At 38.2% G+C, this 16,897-nt stretch carries 13 protein-coding genes; 7 read left to right on the top strand and 6 right to left on the bottom strand.

Annotated elements, in window-relative coordinates:
- The 5 genes from thiH (at nucleotide 1) to R4Z10_RS02570 (ending at nucleotide 4,387) form a co-directional block, all read left to right on the top strand.
- Complete coding sequence (gene thiH / locus R4Z10_RS02590; RefSeq protein ID WP_338471680.1) at nucleotides 1-1,155, top strand: 2-iminoacetate synthase ThiH; 1,155 nt, start codon at nucleotides 1-3, stop codon at nucleotides 1,153-1,155.
- A 9-nt stretch (nucleotides 1,156-1,164) separates the two neighbouring features.
- Nucleotides 1,165-1,749 (top strand): thiamine phosphate synthase, encoded by a 585-nt coding sequence (locus R4Z10_RS02585; RefSeq protein ID WP_338471679.1) that lies wholly within the window; start codon nucleotides 1,165-1,167, stop codon nucleotides 1,747-1,749.
- A 385-nt stretch (nucleotides 1,750-2,134) separates the two neighbouring features.
- Complete coding sequence (locus R4Z10_RS02580) at nucleotides 2,135-3,358, top strand: metallophosphoesterase (protein ID WP_338471678.1); 1,224 nt, start codon at nucleotides 2,135-2,137, stop codon at nucleotides 3,356-3,358.
- Nucleotides 3,359-3,535: 177 nt separating this feature from the next.
- Nucleotides 3,536-3,838, top strand: a complete 303-nt coding sequence (locus tag R4Z10_RS02575) for a phage holin family protein (protein WP_338471677.1) — start codon at nucleotides 3,536-3,538, stop codon at nucleotides 3,836-3,838.
- A gap of 36 nt (nucleotides 3,839-3,874) precedes the next feature.
- The gene (locus tag R4Z10_RS02570; protein WP_338473143.1) at nucleotides 3,875-4,387 is read left to right on the top strand and encodes a DUF3189 family protein; all 513 of its coding nucleotides are present in this window, start codon (nucleotides 3,875-3,877) and stop codon (nucleotides 4,385-4,387) included.
- A gap of 508 nt (nucleotides 4,388-4,895) precedes the next feature.
- Here the strand turns inward: R4Z10_RS02570 and R4Z10_RS02565 are convergent.
- Entirely contained in the window at nucleotides 4,896-6,188 is a 1,293-nt protein-coding gene (locus R4Z10_RS02565) for a uracil/xanthine transporter (RefSeq protein WP_338471676.1), read from the bottom strand.
- A gap of 558 nt (nucleotides 6,189-6,746) precedes the next feature.
- Nucleotides 6,747-8,087 carry an aromatic acid/H+ symport family MFS transporter gene (locus R4Z10_RS02560; RefSeq protein ID WP_338471675.1) on the bottom strand — a complete coding sequence of 447 codons (1,341 nt, stop codon included), beginning with the start codon at nucleotides 8,085-8,087 and terminating at the stop codon, nucleotides 6,747-6,749.
- A 442-nt stretch (nucleotides 8,088-8,529) separates the two neighbouring features.
- On the opposite strand from R4Z10_RS02560, the gene R4Z10_RS02555 reads away from it, so the two are divergent.
- On the top strand, nucleotides 8,530-9,282 hold the full coding sequence (locus R4Z10_RS02555) for an IclR family transcriptional regulator C-terminal domain-containing protein (RefSeq protein WP_338471674.1): 753 nt from the start codon (nucleotides 8,530-8,532) through the stop codon (nucleotides 9,280-9,282).
- Between the two features lie 20 nt (nucleotides 9,283-9,302).
- On the top strand, nucleotides 9,303-10,445 hold the full coding sequence (locus R4Z10_RS02550) for an NADH-dependent flavin oxidoreductase (protein ID WP_338471673.1): 1,143 nt from the start codon (nucleotides 9,303-9,305) through the stop codon (nucleotides 10,443-10,445).
- Nucleotides 10,446-10,469: 24 nt separating this feature from the next.
- Here R4Z10_RS02550 and R4Z10_RS02545 read toward each other — a convergent pair whose 3' ends face one another.
- The 4 genes from R4Z10_RS02545 to R4Z10_RS02530 all read right to left on the bottom strand — a co-directional run bounded on the left by R4Z10_RS02545 (nucleotide 10,470) and on the right by R4Z10_RS02530 (nucleotide 16,751).
- A complete protein-coding gene (locus R4Z10_RS02545) occupies nucleotides 10,470-12,233 on the bottom strand; it encodes an SEC-C domain-containing protein (RefSeq protein WP_338471672.1) in 1,764 nt (587 codons plus the stop codon).
- Between the two features lie 356 nt (nucleotides 12,234-12,589).
- The gene (locus R4Z10_RS02540) at nucleotides 12,590-13,522 is read right to left on the bottom strand and encodes a TIGR01777 family oxidoreductase (protein WP_338471671.1); all 933 of its coding nucleotides are present in this window, start codon (nucleotides 13,520-13,522) and stop codon (nucleotides 12,590-12,592) included.
- Nucleotides 13,523-13,808: 286 nt separating this feature from the next.
- Nucleotides 13,809-15,542, bottom strand: a complete 1,734-nt coding sequence (locus tag R4Z10_RS02535; protein WP_338471670.1) for a glycine betaine ABC transporter substrate-binding protein — start codon at nucleotides 15,540-15,542, stop codon at nucleotides 13,809-13,811.
- Nucleotides 15,543-16,751 carry a glycine betaine/L-proline ABC transporter ATP-binding protein gene (locus R4Z10_RS02530; RefSeq protein ID WP_338471669.1) on the bottom strand — a complete coding sequence of 403 codons (1,209 nt, stop codon included), beginning with the start codon at nucleotides 16,749-16,751 and terminating at the stop codon, nucleotides 15,543-15,545.
- Between the last annotated feature and the right edge of the window lie 146 nt (nucleotides 16,752-16,897).

Below are 16,897 nucleotides of genomic sequence, written 5' to 3'. Positions count from 1 at the left end.
ATGGCTAGAAAAAAAGTTGATCATATGCAGTACCAAGAAGGAATGGAAGTCATCCAGTCTGATGTAATGGAAAAAGTGTTTAGAACCGTTGATCTCTATGATTATCATAAATATACCAATCGGGATGTGGAAAGAGCTTTAAGTAAAGATCACCTTTCCCTTGAGGATTTCGGAGCCCTCCTCTCCCCTGCTGCTTTGCCTTATTTAGAAATTATGGCACAGAAAGGGATGGCAGAAACGCGAAAACATTACGGTAACAACGTGTCCCTGTTTACTCCTTTATATATTGCGAACTATTGTGAAAATGAGTGTGTTTATTGCGGCTTTAAGGCAACCAATAAAATTCAGCGTGCTGTTCTTAATCCCAACGAGTTAGAGGACGAATTAAAGGCGATTGCCGCTACTGGCTTGGAGGAGATTTTACTCCTTACCGGTGAATCTCGTTATAAATCAGATGTAGAATATATCGGGGAAACCATTAAACACGCAACAAAGTTTTTTAAAACGGTCGGAATTGAAATTTATCCTCTAAATGTGGATGAGTATGCTTATTTACATGAATGCGGCGCCGATTTTGTATCTGTTTATCAAGAAACTTACAATCCTGATAAATATGAACAGGTTCATTTATGGGGATCAAAACGAATTTTTCCTTACCGTTTTTATGCCCAAGAACGCGCCTTAATGGGTGGGATGCGCGGCGTATCTTTCGGAGCTTTGCTAGGATTAGATGATTTTCGTAAAGATGCCTTTGCTACAGGCTTACACGCACAATTGGTACAGCAAAAGTTTCCGCATGCTGAAATTGGCTTTTCTGTCCCTCGGATTCGTCCATACATTAACAATGCTGATAATAATTCAAAGGATGTGCATGAAACACAACTATTGCAAGTCATGCTTGCTTATCGCTTATTCATGCCATTTGCAGGAATTACGATTTCTACGCGTGAAAGACCACGATTTCGTGATCATGTTGCGGGAATGGTGGCCAACAAAATGTCGGCTGGAGTAAGTGTCGGCGTCGGCGGCCACGAAGAAGAGCAAAAAGGCGATCAACAGTTTGAAATCTCTGATGAACGAAATGTGGCCGACGTTCACAAGATGCTTGTTAGCAAGGGCTTGCAGCCTGTCTATACAAACTATATAAGAGTTTAGGTGTAGAGAATGCTGATTTATGTGACCAATCGTAAACTTTGTCAATATGATTTCTTAGATCAAATTGAAAGATTAGCAAAAGGAAAACCTCATGGAATGATGCTTAGGGAAAAGGATTTGAATTTACCAGACTATGAAAAACTAGCTGTAGAGGTTAAAGAAATTTGTCATGAACATCATGTTCCGCTCATTATCAATCAAAATATGTCTGTAGCGATGAATTTGAAGATACCCAACATCCAATTATCCATGACTAATTTAAGAAAGTATCACCAGGATTTACATGCTTTTAAAAATATCGGGGCTTCGGTCCATACCATTGATGAAGCAAAAGAAGCACAGGTGTTAGGTGCTACCTATTTAATTGCTGGTCATATTTTTTCAACAGATAGTAAAAAAGGAGTTCCACCTAGAGGACTCCCCTTCTTGAAAAACGTCAGTGAGGCTGTGCCCCTTCCTGTTTTGGCTATTGGCGGAATCACTAGGTATCATGTAAACGATATTTATGCGACAGGGGCAAAGGGTGTTTGCATCATGTCTGAAGCGATGACGAGTCAACATCCTACTGAACTTGCGTATTCATTTAAATTGTAGTTTTAAGGCAAAGAGGACAAACCTCTTTGCCTTTTTTTGTTAAACACTGGATAGCGTTTCTTCCGCCTCTCTTCTTCGTAAATCTATTGTAAATAAACATAAATTTCATGTTAATAGAGAGTGTTAATTAATGGTAATTGATAGGTAGTAGTTCACATTTCTTCATAAAAAAACTCTATGAACAATGGAATCTTGAAACTTTAGCAGTGATTGTCAATTATGAGGAATTATAGTCTCAAAGTCTAATTTAGGACCGTTCTCATCTTAATAATTCATTTAATTTTTTAATAATCCTTAACCCCTTCTTCACATATGTATCATCAAAAATTATCATTGTCGAATTAACATAGATGGTGTCAAAGGATAAGCAGTGGGAGGAAGTCGTATGAATCAAAATGAAAAAAATGGGTTAGATAGAAGAACATTTCTAAAAGTAGGAGGTGCGGGCACTCTTGCATTAACACTTGGTGCAACTGGCCTTCCAGAAAATTTATTTGGTCAAGTCACACCAACGGCACAAGCGAAAGCCAACTATGACAAAGTCTTACGATTTAATCCAAACGGAAAATTTAAAATTGTCCAGTTTAACGATACTCAGGACGATGAACGAATTGACCGGAGAACGATTGAATTAATGGAAAAGGTTCTTGACTCCGAAAAACCTGACTTTGTTGTACTAAATGGGGACAATATTGCTTCTGGTGTTGATTCTGTTTTAGAAACGAAACAAGCTCTTAACAACCTTGCTCAACCGATGGAGCAAAGGGGAATTAAATGGGCAGTTACCTATGGAAACCACGATGAAGACTCTACACCAAAAAGTGGTCTGAATGAAGAAGATATGCTAGAAATTTATATGTCCTTCCCTAACAACTTGAATAAACATAGTGAGAAAGGAGTCGTTGGTACGGGGAATACGAATATACTTATTCAAAATTCTAAAGAAAACGATGCTGCCTTTAATATATGGTTATTAGATAGCGGCCGATATGCCCCTTCAACAATCGCTGGCCAGAATTTTGAAGGCTATCCAACTTGGGACTGGCTTCGTGGAAATCAAGTTCATTGGTATTATGAAACTTCTAAGGAAATCGAAAATAGATACAAACGCAAAATTCCTTCCCTCATGTTCATGCATATTCCACTTTGGGAACATCGCTTTATGTGGTTCTCTAGTGTAGATGATCGGTCAGCCGCAGCACATGAACGCGCCGTTCAAAAACACAATATTGTCGGTGAAAGAAATGAGGATGAATGTCCAGGACCATTTAATAGCGGCTTATTTTCAGCGATGTTAGATCGTGGTGATGTTAAAGGCGTTTTCTGTGGACATGATCATATTAACACGTATCATGGAAATTATTATGGAATTTTATTAGGCTATGGGGGTAGTGCTGGTTTTGGTACATACGGTCTCTCAGGAGCAGAGAAACATAGACTTCGTGGTGCTCGAGTATTCAATTTAGATGAAAGTACAGATGATGTCTTAGTGGAAACCCATATGGTTTTCGCAAAGGATTACGGGATTGATTTAACTCCAAACGACCAAAGCATGGATCCATTGCCACTAGCAGAAAACAAAAAATTAGATCAAAAACTTCAAAAATAAAGCTTTGGCGTGCAACTACAAATTGCACGCCTTTTTATAATGCCTGTCGGGCCCTGTTTCATATTTCCACTATATTTACATTAGGTTAGTTAAAAATCGAACGTTAAAGGGCTCTCTTGCTAAAAAGTTAGCATATTTTTTCTTTTATTATAGACACTATTATTAGAGGTGATCATGTTGGACTTTCCAACTATACATACAAACTTTTGGGATGCGGTTATTGCCGTGCCATTGGTGATGGTTCTGACACAGATGATCAAAAAAATTCTTAGAGTTCAGAAAAAATATATTCCTTTCATAGCGGTGATTATAGGGTACATCATCTCGATCTTTATTAGTCACAGAGGGAGTTTATTAGCGGGGATTTTTATGGGATATTTTTATGGATACGCAGCAATCGGCAGTTATGCCTCTTTAAAAACCTCTATATTAGCTTTTAAGAAATCCTTGATAAAAAAATACCGAAAGCAACCGACTTAAAAATATATTTACAAATATATAAGGTGGTGGCTACCTATCATTTTTATTTATCATGATTTTGCTGGTACACATTCAACTTCAATTGCAGCAGCTTATCACTTGAAACTACTTACCCCATCTTCGCATAGATTATCAAAGGATGAGGTTTTAGGAATTCCTTATTTTAATCAATTATCAAAAAATGATATAGGAAAGCTGCTCTTCCATGGAAAAGATGAAAATGGCAATGATGTGTATACGCTTGCTAGGAGAAGATTTAAACAAATTGTTCCTGTTATTAAAGATTTCTACTTCATCCTTGAAGGCAAATTCGCTCTTAACGAACAAATCATTTTATCAAACACATCGCCAACGGTTCCACTCGCTATGACATTTGGCGGCATGTTTTCAAGAGGATTAGGGATTGATTTCATTGGGGTTCCTCTGCTCGTAAAAGGTGCACAACAGTGTTGTAACTCGATCTATCAACTTGTTGAACACACAAAAAAAACAGCACTCGAGCAAAATGACAGTGTAGTTATTTTGGATAATAAGAATTTCAAAGAGTAACCCGAAATTCAAATACTGGTCAGTTATAATTCAGCTTGTAATGAAAAAGCGTTCCCACCTATAGGAACGCTCATTTTTATGATTTTCCGAAAAGAACATGTAAGCCCAGAAACTTTTAAGTTCGAGGGTCTAGCGACGGTGTGTTCCCCGCCACCTGTGGTCAATGTGCTTAAGCACCAACCCAGAAACTTGTGACTTCAGTCAGGAGAGGTTCATAATAAGGAAAACATGGATAACGATAGCCAAATCCATAGCCATCTGAGGACTGATCGGACTTGGTGAACCCCATCTAAAACTCCGCAAAAATGGTCTGCCAAATCCATAATCCTTTCTTTGTTTACCTCTAAGCCAACATAAATTCCTCCATGGTACATAACACAGTTCCCTCATTTTCAGGTCATTTGTTACCTTTCCAAAAACGAACAAAGGTGACCTATTTCTATTCCAAAATAAACTATTCATGATAGAAAAGTTTAAATGGGTATGAATCTATAATTATGTATATTTTTCATCTTTTATCTATTTTTGACCAATTAATCGTATTCTCCAGGAAAACAGCCAGAAGAATTCCCATTAATAAACCACTGCTTAGAAGTGGTCTAACGAGCATTGGAATGGATTCAAACATTTCAATGGGTATATTCATAATTGCTATTCCTAATAAAACCGGAGCTGCAATTCGATAAATCGTCTTTGGGGTAAAGATGATTCCATTTAAATTGGAGAGAGCTCCGCTAAATAGCTGTAAATAGGCCACAAATAAGACGGCATTCCCTACACTGACTGGCAACGTCGTAAAAAAGGAACTTAGCGCAGGAACTAGACCAAGAATCATAAACATAGCTCCTCCAATCACCAAGGGTAAGGTTTGAAAAATAAGAGTTGATTGCAAAAACCCGATTGACGATATGTATGGTGCATACGGAACCATACCGAACGAGCCCGAAACCATTGAATTTACACCCGTTAATACAAATGATCTTCTGTATTGATGATCTGATGTCGTTGTATTAGCGATCGATTCAAACCCTTTAATGGAAGCAACCGTATTGGTCGTATTGACTAATCCTGTAAGCACAGCAAATAGAATCAGACCGATACTAAAAGTTGGCTCTCCCCAAGGGAAAAAATTGAAAAGCTTTGTTGAGGGAATAGCTTCTGTTGGCTGCGCAGGAAAGAAGACCGCATAAATGATCCACCCCGTTATAATTCCAATCAAGATGGAAAAATTACGTATAGCACTAGGTCCTTTCACATTAATGAGCACAACGAGAAGGATTAAGAATATGGATAAAGCGGCAGTTGGCAAATGAATGCGATCTCCAGTTGACAGCCCAAGCATTCCTTTTGTAAAAATCCCAATCAACTGGGCTGCTAATAAAAACAACACCGTACTCATAACAACTGGAGTAAACAATCTTTTCAATACTTTTCCCATACCAAGTGCTCCAAGAATGATAATAAGGGCTCCAGAAACGATAATCCCAACTGAAAGACCACCGCCTAATTCACTAACTGTTAATCCTGCTGAAGATGCCGAAGCACTAATACTTAAAATTGCTCCCCACCATAATCCAGATTGCCCTTCCATAAGTGGATATTTGTGACCGATCACTGCTTGAAGAATACAAGCAACTCCAGTAAAAATAAAGGACCTTTGCAGTGCACTAGCCACTTCCACGGACGACAATTGAAATGCCTCCCCAATTGTGATCGGAATGACAACCGTGTTTGCAAACATAAAAAACAGCCACTGTAGTCCAGCAAAAAACATCGTTGCAGACGATGACTTTTCGTTCATGAGGATCACCTTCAATCTTTATTCTATAACAATATTCTGAGTAAAAATTAACTAAAAACTTTCTATTATTCTACCATAAAGTGAAACTTCCATCAGTGTGAGGGTTTTATTCATCCCTCCACTGATGGTTAGTGGAAGCCAGCAGGCTTACTGATCACGCCGCAGACGTTTCCGGAGGCGAATTTAGTCTGTGTTGTTCATTATTTCAGAACTTTACGGGCAGTTGATCCCCCCACCTATCTTCTTTAAATCAAATTCGCCCCTCCGAATTTGCGCTCGCTCGATAAAACACCTTTAAAAAAATCCGTGGCATCCGCCGGAGGCTTAACTTCATTCAGCCGGGGTGAACCCCTACTGAATTAAAAAAACATTATCCCTCAATTATAGAAGTCGGTGACTTCAGCTGAATGAAGTTTTACTCAGAAACTTGAGGTGGGGGTCTTACTGCCCGTTAAGCCTGATAAATAAAACCCCCTTTCGAAATAGATGGTTCGTCCATTTCAAAAGAGGGTCTATCATTTCAAATACTATTTTTTTATTCGACAACATTGCATTTAATTAAGCTGTAGTATCTAAACCTTTATCAGCCGCAATTACTTTTGTGCCTTGTCGGTTAGCGAAGAAAACCGCTAGGGCTGCAATCATTCCCGGAATGGCAAATACAAAGAAGTTAAGCTGTAAAGTTAAATTAGAGGCTAGTAAAATACCTCCGATTGTTGGTCCAAGGATTCCACCTATCCGTCCAACGGCTAACGCCCATCCCAACGCTGTTGAGCGCATAGTGATCGGATAGAACTGGGATGTATACGAGTGTGTAAGGTTTTGCGTACCCACTGTTGCAGCACCCGCAATTGCTACCATCACATACAAGAGAACCATATTTGTTGCAAAACCAAGACTTGTTATGGAAACCGTCGCGATCAAAAAGAATAGAATAAGTGCTCTGCCCACACCCCAACGGTCAGCTAGCCACCCCATCAAAACTGCGCCAACTGTCGCTCCAACATTTAATGCTAAAAGGAAACTTAAGCTTGACCCAAGTGGGAATCCCGCTTCATTCATAAATTTAGGTAACCATGTATTCAATCCGTAAATCATCAGAAGCGACATAAAGTATGTTAACCAGATCATTACTGTTAAAAAGGCTCTTTTTCCAGTAAATAAATTTTTAACGGGAGACGATGTTTCTTTTGGTTTATTTAAAATAAATGTTTCATTCTTAGAAGGTGTATAAGTAGGATTTACTTTTACAAGTATTTTCTGAATCCCTTTATGATCATCTCTAGCAATTAACGTTCCTACTGAATCTGGCAATACTTTTACTAGGAAAGGCACGAACAGTAATGGTAATGCACCAAAAATGAAGACAGACTCCCATCCAAATTTAGAAATTAAAATCATACTTAAGAAAGCGGCTACAACCCCACCGACTGAATACCCAGCCATAATCGTAGCGATCATACGGCTACGCATTCCTTCTGGAGAATATTCACTAATTAATCCAATGACATTGGGCATCATGCCACCTAGTCCTAAACCTGTTATAAACCGATACACTCCAAAGATTTCTGGACTCGGAGCAAAAGCTGCTAAAAGCATAAACAAACTGAAAATCGCCACACAAATGATGATAATCCTTTTTCGTCCTAATCTATCTGCCAAAGTCCCAAATATTAAGGCTCCAAACATCATGCCAAATAATGCATAGCTACCATACATCCCTGCTTTAACAGCAGATATTCCCCATTCTTCCATCAAAGTAGGAACGACAGCACCATAGACGGTTAAATCAAAACCATCAAACAACATTAATAGACCACCCCAAAACAGTAACGTCCAATGAAACTTATTTAACTTCGTTTTCTCAACCAATTGTTCAGCATTTGTTGTTATCTGCATTCGTCTCTCCTCCTTAATCACTTTTAAAATAGTAGAATATAAATTTTTACTATTTTATAGTTATTTAAATATACTAATAATTTATAATCTTTGCAATATAAATGACCTAATTATTTTTATGACAATATTGGAATAAGTTAAGAAATAATTAATAACGCTATTAAAAACACTAGAATTTAAATACATTGTGTGAAATAAAAACTTTCAAGCCACCAGTGACTGGATTATAAGGATCCCAAGACTTAGTTCTAAATCCTACAAAAATGGATGGAGCATTTGAAATTGGTTGCATTACAATCTAATACTACCAAAAATTTGATGAAACCCGGGAAAATGGTTGTATTCCGAGTAAGGTTGATCAAGTTTCAAATAATGAAACTTTCATTGCAATTTTTTGTTTAATGGATTTAACCTCTATACTATTAATAGACGAGGTGATCAAATGGCACAAAATTCTGTAGCGACATTAAAAAAAGGGCTTCTCGTTTTAGAATTGATTCGAAAACATCAAGGGATTACGTTGGCAGAAGTGATGAAAGAACTTCAATTAAGCAAGTCAACAGCATTTCGATTTTTAACAACGTTAGAGAAATTAAATTATATTTATAAAATTCAAACACATTATTTTTTCAATCCTAAGAAGTTTAGTAACGGACTTGAAAAGCGTTCGAATAAAGATTGGGCATCATTACATTCGATTTACCAAGTAGCACAAAACGTGCAAATGAGCACTTATTTAGGAAAAGTGGATGGTACTGACCTTGTCATGACCCAGGTGTTACACTCTCCTTTCCTTCACTCAACAGAAGAAGAATTGGGCAATCGTTCTAAACTACATCAATCCGCTTTAGGCAAAGTCATTCTGGCCCATTTAAATGAGGATAAGTTAAATTCCTTACTCGATAAAATGTCATTGGAACCCGCAACAGCCAATACGTTCCAAGATTCACAACTATTCCGCTATCATTTAAAGGCGATTTATGAAGATGGCTATGCATTTGACGATGAAGAACGAATCGTTGGCATCCGCTGTGTAGCTGTTCCTGTCTTTCGCAATAATGAGGCAATTGCGGCACTAGCGATTGCTGCTCCAGCCGATCAAATATCACGCACAAATATTAAACAAATCGCTATAAAACTACAGGCTGGTAGCAATGCGGTTACAAAGGAAATTGAGACATTAGAAAACACTTAATTAAACAACGGAGGATGAACATGAAAAGCAACTATGAAGATTTATTCCAAGATTTTACGTTTAAAAGTGGGGTTCAAGTAAGAAATCGATTGATGATGGCACCCATGACTACTTTTTCATCAAACCAAGAGGATTATGTTTCAGAAGAGGAACTAGATTATTATAGAGAACGCTCAAACGGTGTGGGAACCATTATTACAGCTTGTGCCTACGTTTCAAAAAGTGGGAAGGGTTTTGACGGCCAAATGGGCATTGACCATGATGGTACAATTGAGGGTCTTTCAAAATTGGCAGACGTGATTCATGAGGGTGGTGCCAAAGGCGTTGTTCAACTTTACCATGGTGGCCGACTTGCCGTTCCAAGACTTATACCAAATGGAGAAACAGTGAGTGCCAGTCCGGTTCCACCGCTTGGAGACCGAGGTTTTTATAGTATTGAGCAAACACCAAGGGCATTAACAACAGAGGAAATTTACGAGATTATCAAAGATTTTAGTGAAGCTACACGTCGAGCCATTCAGGCTGGATTTGATGGTGTAGAATTGCACGGTGCAACGGGCTATTTGCTTCAACAATTTGTTTCACCTCATTCCAATCATAGAACAGACGAGTTTGAAAATCGACATTTATTTGCACTCAAATTAATTGATGAAGTGAAAAGTGTCATTAAAGACCATGCAACAAAACCGTTTATCATTGGCTATCGTTTCTCACCTGAAGAACCTGAAACACCTGGTATAACAATGAAGGAAACGTTCGATCTTATTGATGATTTAATTAAAGCAGATCTTGATTATCTTCATATCGCAACAACCAATGCTTGGGCAAAACCACGCCGTGGCATAACTAGCGAAAAATCACGTACCGAATGGATCGCAGAATATATTAATGGACGTGTCCCACTAATTGGTGTCGGCAATATTCATACACCTGAAGATGCTGCACTTGTGTTAAACAAAGGGAAAACTGACTTTGTTGCACTTGGACGAGCTCTCGTTGTTGACCCACATTGGGTGGAAAAAGTACGGAATGAAGAAGAAGATTCTTTGATCCTGTCCTTAACAGAAAACGATCAACAAAAAACGGTGATCCCTACCCCTTTATGGAAGTTAATTCTAGAAGTTGATGGTTGGTTTCCCGTTAAAAAAACCGTTAAAAAATAAAACATAGGGGGGCTCCCCTATGTTTTATTTATATTTCTTGTTTATCCATCTGAAAAAGGCTTTAATTGTTGATTGTACATCTTTTTTCTGGGTATTTGATAGTTGCTCATTTGCATCTAGAAGTTGACTAGAGATAAGTTGTTCTAATGATTCAAGAGAACATTCCTTCCAAGAGCTGATTCCTTCTTCTAAAGTAGAAAAATAGTTAACTAGATAGCTCATTCCATTTGTGTACTTATCTATTGTCCGCTTTGTCTTCCCATCTGTTTTTTCAATAAAGAAATCCACAATATCCTGTCCATAAAACTCCTTGGCTGTTTTCAGTGTAAAGCCTAGTAGTTTATAGTAAGGAACTTCATGTTCATTCATTTTCACGACTGTTTTGGGACTTGTCGTCAAGGAAATGCTTGTTTCCCTTGTTTCATAATGACTAACAAACGGAGATAGGGGTAGACCAAGCTCCTTCCGAATCCAATTGTAATCTGCAGTATATTCAATTGTCTCCGCGACTTGTCTAGCCATTTGATAGCTAATAAATTCATGTTGTTGGATCCAACGTTCAAGTTCTGCTATTCTACCGCTTTCCGCCATTTCCCTTGGGGATAATCCATCGAAATGAGGGTTGGATAAATCCAAGTTATTTAACTCCAATCGAGATTTAGCATAAAAAGGTAAATATTTTGGTGTGGTATTTGGCATGAGAACATAACTATTTAATAGACTAATAGAACCAGGAACGTTTCGCACTATTTGATCCCTGCTCTTCAGAATCATATCATTCGAAAATTGTTTTCCCCACTCCTCAAAAATGCTCACTTTTTCTGGATAAATACTTTCAAACGTCAATTCTCCATCCCTTACCGTAATATCCCCATAGGAGTCTGCAAGATAAATTGGATCTTCTAAGACATTATCACTATACTTATACCAATCGCCAACCCAAGTAATATCCTGTTCATTCTCTTCTACAACAAAATCTTTGCTATTAAGCAATTGATCAATAATTCTATCTTTATTATGTAAGGTGTATGTTAATGTTTCTTTAACCACTTGTGTGGTAGAGCCACTCCCGCTCGACCCACTCACCCGAATATTCTTTAACAAAATTGATAATAGTTCAGGGTAAAATTCCATAGCAACTTGATTAAAGGATTTTCCTGTTTCAGATTGTAATCGATTGATTTCGTTTCCAATTTCGTCTAATGCCTGTGGGGTTGCCCACGAAAAAACCCCATTAAAGAAGTATCCATTATCAAATGGCTCAACAAGGCCAAAAGTAACCTGCCAAGGTTTAACTTCTTGTAAGGTATCGCTATAAGGCATAAATATGGTTTTATTTGTTGAAAAGTTTTGAGCGGTCATTCCATTTTCATTATAGTTAACAGCTTGAATAAGGGCAGGAGCAAGTGTTGTCCACCTATGAGCGATCTCACGTAGTTCAGGAGGGAGAGATTTTCCTTCTACCTCATAAAACCATTCAACGCCACGTTTCTTATTTTCAAATTCATGGAAAAAGAGAAACCAAAATTTAAAAAACGAGTCAATTATACCTTTAGATATTTTTGAGTTTATTCGCTCTCTAAACTTAGTTTCGAGTATAAGCTGCTCTTTAAGCGTCACTTTCGAATAAATAAAATTAGAAATCAGAAATACCATTTGATGCTTTAAATCAAAAAACCGCTCCTGGCTTGCTTGTTGTAATTGAAGCTGGTTATGCTTCGATTGACAGCACTTTTTATACTTCTTCCTACTTCCACAAGGACAAGGGTCATTTCTTTTAATTTCCATTTCTTTTCACTTCCAAATCTGTAATGTTCCTGATGTAATGATTATCATACTTTCATTATATTAAGATAACCATGCAATATATTTTACCATATGCACCTTAGGCCATCCAATAACAAGGCATTGCTGATGTTTATCAAGTAGGAAAAGACTTGAAACTAGTCGAGGTACTGACAACAAAATAAGAGAGCCATCCAATATATTAAAATATTAACTGGATGGCAAACCCTTTTTACTTTACGATCAATAAAGTGAAACTTCCATTAGTGGGGGTTTTCTTTCATCCCCCACTGATGGTTAGTTGAACCAATCGGAGCTTTACGGGCAGTTGATCCTCCACCTCTCTTCTTTTATTTTACTCAGAATCTTGAGGTGGGGGTCTTACTGCCCGTTAAGCCTGATAAATCCTCTAAACCTTGGCGAAGAGTTGGAAAAGTGAATTGAAATCCTTTTTGCATTAAAACTTGAGGTTCCACATGCTGTCCCTCAAGAACAAGAGTGCTTTTTTGTCCAAGTACTAATTTCATAACAAAAGTAGGAACAGGCAGCCAATGCGGACGATGTAAAACTGTTCCAATCTCCTTGCCAAAATCGATCATCTGTACTGGTGAAGGTGCGGTCACATTTACAGGCCCACTTAATTCGGGATGATTCATGACGAACGCAATCGCTCGGACAACATCATCGACATGAACCCAAGATACCCATTGTTTACCTGATCCAATCGTGCCACCGACAAACAATCGATACGGCAACACCATGAGAGGCAGCGCGCCATCATCTCTTCCCAAAACAACGCCGAATCTCATAAAAACTGTACGAGTACCGTACGCTTCTACTTTCCTCGCTTTATTTTCCCAATCATATACAGTCTTCCCGAGGAAGTCATTTGATGTTTCTATCGAATCTTCTGTATACCTAGCATTGATTGAGGTTGGATAAATGCCAATCGCACTTGCATTCACTAATACAGCAGGTTTTTTAGGTAATAAGGAGATGATCCGCAATAACTCATCTGTTGCCTCCGCTCGACTCTCATAAATTTGTTTCTTGTGCTTTGCATTCCATCGCCCGTCATTAATTGAAACCCCGGCTAGATTTATAAATGCATCCGCTTCTTTGATTTCAACTTCAGGGGATGTTCCATTCTCAAGCCATTGAACATACGAAACATTTCCTTCAGGTTTTTTAATCTTTCTTGTTAAGATCATAATTTGATGTCCTTCACCAAGTAGAAGTTCCGTTAATTTCCGCCCAATAAACCCTGTTCCACCTGCAATGACTATCTTCATTTTCCCCTCCACATAATTTTCTATGAATCATCTTAACTATTTCTTAGGGAGGTTTGATTTCTCCTTCAAACTTTTTAGTCTAAATTACATTATAAAAATTATTTCTATGGTTCTCATTTAATTCGGAATTTGTCCCAATTCCTTCTTTAGCTGTGTAATTTCACTAATAAGTAAAGACTTTGTCCATGGGAATATTATAATGTATTTTAATAAATGAAGAAGACCATTCTGATGTTTCAATAAATGAAAGTACCATTTATGAAAAACTAGAACGGTCTCCCTTATCTTATTTTTTCAAGTCATCAATTGAATCAATATCCACATATTCTGGTACAACCAACCCATTTTTCGTCCCTTGAAGGTTTTCTCCAAGGTCAATAAAATCATTTTTATAGGTATCATAAAATTCAACATGTGTAGTTGGAAGCCATGCACTCACCATCCCATCTGCACTTCCGTTGGCTACTCCAGCAAACATAGGCCCCACTTCGACTTGGCTTAATGTCACATCATAACCATTTTGCTCGAGAACCTTGCCAACTACATATGTACTGGCTATTTCTGTGTCCCAAGCAACATAAACAAGATTGATCGGTTCACCACTTCCTGATTGGGCACCGTTTGTCCATTGGGAAACTTTTTCAGGATTAGCACCAATCCACTGTTCAGCGGCTTCACTTGGGTCAACTCCCTCTGTAATATTGACCATTACAGCCTCCATATCACTTGGTTCCCAAGAAAATTGATCAAGAATTTTATAAGCACCAGGGGCATCTTGTTCAAGACCCTTTCGTACAATTGTATGGATGCTTTCAGATCCACCAAAGGAGCCTTTCGGGTCGTCAAGATACTTCAAACCGAATGAAGAAAACATCCAATGTGGAGACCATCCAGTGATAATAATTGGCTCCTGACTCCTATAGGCCTTCTGTAGCTCAGCAACCATTGCGGCAGAGGAACCTTCGACTAACGTCCAATTATTTAGCCCATAATCTTCTAGCGCGTCGTTTGTCAAACCCATAATACCTGCTCCAGGTTCAATCCCAATAATTTCATATTCTGTTTGAGCACCAATCCCGTTCGCATTCCCATTCATCGTACCTTTATTTTCAGTAATCGGTACTACAATAGCCGTCACCAGTACAAGTAACGCTAAAATAGAATAAACAATTTTAGGCTTGACAACATCCCTATAGGCTGGTTTACGTAAGTTTTGCGTAATACGATCAAGAATAATTGCGATAAAAACGATCGACAATCCAGCTTCAAAACCTTGTCCTACGTCAATTTGACTAACCGCCCGGTATACATCTGCTCCAAGTCCAGGTGCCCCAACTAATGACGCTGTAACAACCATTGATAAGGCAAGCATAATACTCTGATTAATCCCAGCCATAATCGTTGGAGTGGCTAATGGTAATTGAACTTTGAATAACTTTTGACTGGTAGTCGCACCAAATGCATTGGCCGCTTCCGTTAAATCTTTAGGCACCCTCTGAATACCAAGATTTGTCATACGTATCGTTGGTGCAATCGCGAAGATAAAGGAGGCAATTATTCCTGGCACAACCCCAATCCCAAAAAATAAAATAGCTGGAATTAAATATACAAATGCAGGCATCGTCTGCATAAAGTCTAAAATAGGTGTAAGGATGTTTTGCACTGTTTTTCTCTGTGCACACCATATTCCCAGAGGAACTCCGATAATGATCGTAAGCAATCCGGATAATAATACGATCGCAATGGTTTGAATACTTGATTCCCAATACCCAAGATTATCAATCAACAATAAACTAACTAAAGTAAAAACTCCTAAAGGCCATCTGCTAGTGTAGGTGACCACTAGCGTTAAGACAATAACTAAGACGATTGGAGGGCCTACACTTAATACATCAACAATGATGTCCAATAGACCGTCAATTAGATTAGTGATAAAAGTAAAAAATCCAGCCCAAGCAACCGTTAACCATGCGACAAAAGAATCTACCCATTCTCCTAGTGGAATTTTAGGGATAGCCATTTAACTTGTCACTTCCAATTCATTCAAAGAATCTTTATTTCCCGCTAAAGCCGCTATGACGGCCCCACGTATGACAATTCCTTTGAATCGATTTTCTTCATCAATAACCGATATTGGTAAACTGGATGTTGCGATCACATCCATTAGGTCGGTAAGCAATGTATCTTCTGAAACCGTAGGAATATCCGTTGTCATAGCTTCGGCAATGGTTTGATTTTGATCAATGGCTTGACGTGCTTGTTCAGCAGTAAGTGCTCCCAACAACTTATTTTTACGATCTACAATAAAAATGCTGGAATACCCTTGATTTCGCATAATTTCTAACGCAACCCGTGGACCACGATCAACACTAATTCTTTCTCCACGCTTCATCACGTGTGAGGCTGTTATGACCTTTGATAAATCAACATCTTCAACAAACTTCTCAACAAATTTATTTGCAGGATTAATCATAATCTCTTCGGGGGTCCCAAGTTGAATGACGCTACCATCTTTCATCAATGCAATTCGATCACCAATTCTTAGTGCTTCATCTAAATCATGGGTAATAAAAATAATCGTTTTCTTGTATTGTTCCTGAATCCCTATTAGTTCATCTTGCATATCTTTGCGAATTAGTGGATCAAGTGCACTGAAGGCTTCGTCCATTAAGATAATATCCGTATCGCTTGCAAGGGCTCTAGCAAGACCCACCCTTTGTTGCATTCCACCACTCAATTGTGATGGATATTGGTGTTCGTAACCTTTTAATCCGACAGCCTCTAAAGCCTGCATCGCCTTTTCACGACGTTCATCCCGGGCCACCTTCTTGATTTCAAGACCAAATTCTGCGTTTTCCAAAATCGTTTTATGAGGAAAAAGCGCAAAGTTTTGAAAAACCATACTGATTCTTTTTTGTCTAGTTTCTCGTAATCTTGCGGCATTCATTTTAACGATATCCTCATTTTTTATCAGTATTTCTCCAATCGTAGGATCAATCAGACGGTTAAACATCCGAATTAAAGTGGACTTTCCGCTCCCGGATAAACCCATGATGACGAAAATCTCACCAGGATAAATTTTGAAACTTACATTATTAACGCCAACCGTGAGCCCTGATTCTTTCAAAATTTCTTTCTTTGATTTCCCCTGTTTCAATAAATCAATGGCAGCTTTAGGGGATCTGCCAAAAATCTTCGATACACTCCTGACCTCCACTAATGGATCCATCAAATCATCACCTCATTTGGGTTAATTGTTTACTAATTGAAGTTTTCCCTATTTCGAGTTAGATATGAAAAGACCTAATGAAATGCAGGAAAGTCTTCTGTTTTACCTTTGAAAACCGTGTACGTTTTTAAATAACACATCCGCCC

Origin of the sequence: Niallia sp. XMNu-256 (assembly GCF_036670015.1) — a bacterium.
Lineage (GTDB): Bacteria > Bacillota > Bacilli > Bacillales > Cytobacillaceae > Bacillus_BD.
Note: the sequence above shows the minus strand (reverse complement) of the source record. Positions and strands in the feature narration are given on the sequence as shown.

Bases quoted from the DNA above. Each gene is read 5' to 3' on its own strand.
- thiH (WP_338471680.1), top strand. From the start codon at position 1: ATGGCTAGAAAAAAAGTTGATCATATGCAGTACCAAGAAGGAATGGAA.
- R4Z10_RS02560 (WP_338471675.1), bottom strand. From the start codon at position 8,087: ATGCAGATAACAACAAATGCTGAACAATTGGTTGAGAAAACGAAGTTA.
- R4Z10_RS02530 (WP_338471669.1), bottom strand. From the start codon at position 16,751: ATGGATCCATTAGTGGAGGTCAGGAGTGTATCGAAGATTTTTGGCAGA.
- R4Z10_RS02555 (WP_338471674.1), top strand. From the start codon at position 8,530: ATGGCACAAAATTCTGTAGCGACATTAAAAAAAGGGCTTCTCGTTTTA.
- R4Z10_RS02565 (WP_338471676.1), bottom strand. From the start codon at position 6,188: ATGAACGAAAAGTCATCGTCTGCAACGATGTTTTTTGCTGGACTACAG.
- R4Z10_RS02535 (WP_338471670.1), bottom strand. From the start codon at position 15,542: ATGGCTATCCCTAAAATTCCACTAGGAGAATGGGTAGATTCTTTTGTC.
- R4Z10_RS02580 (WP_338471678.1), top strand. From the start codon at position 2,135: ATGAATCAAAATGAAAAAAATGGGTTAGATAGAAGAACATTTCTAAAA.
- R4Z10_RS02550 (WP_338471673.1), top strand. From the start codon at position 9,303: ATGAAAAGCAACTATGAAGATTTATTCCAAGATTTTACGTTTAAAAGT.
- R4Z10_RS02540 (WP_338471671.1), bottom strand. From the start codon at position 13,522: ATGAAGATAGTCATTGCAGGTGGAACAGGGTTTATTGGGCGGAAATTA.
- R4Z10_RS02545 (WP_338471672.1), bottom strand. From the start codon at position 12,233: ATGGAAATTAAAAGAAATGACCCTTGTCCTTGTGGAAGTAGGAAGAAG.
- R4Z10_RS02585 (WP_338471679.1), top strand. From the start codon at position 1,165: ATGCTGATTTATGTGACCAATCGTAAACTTTGTCAATATGATTTCTTA.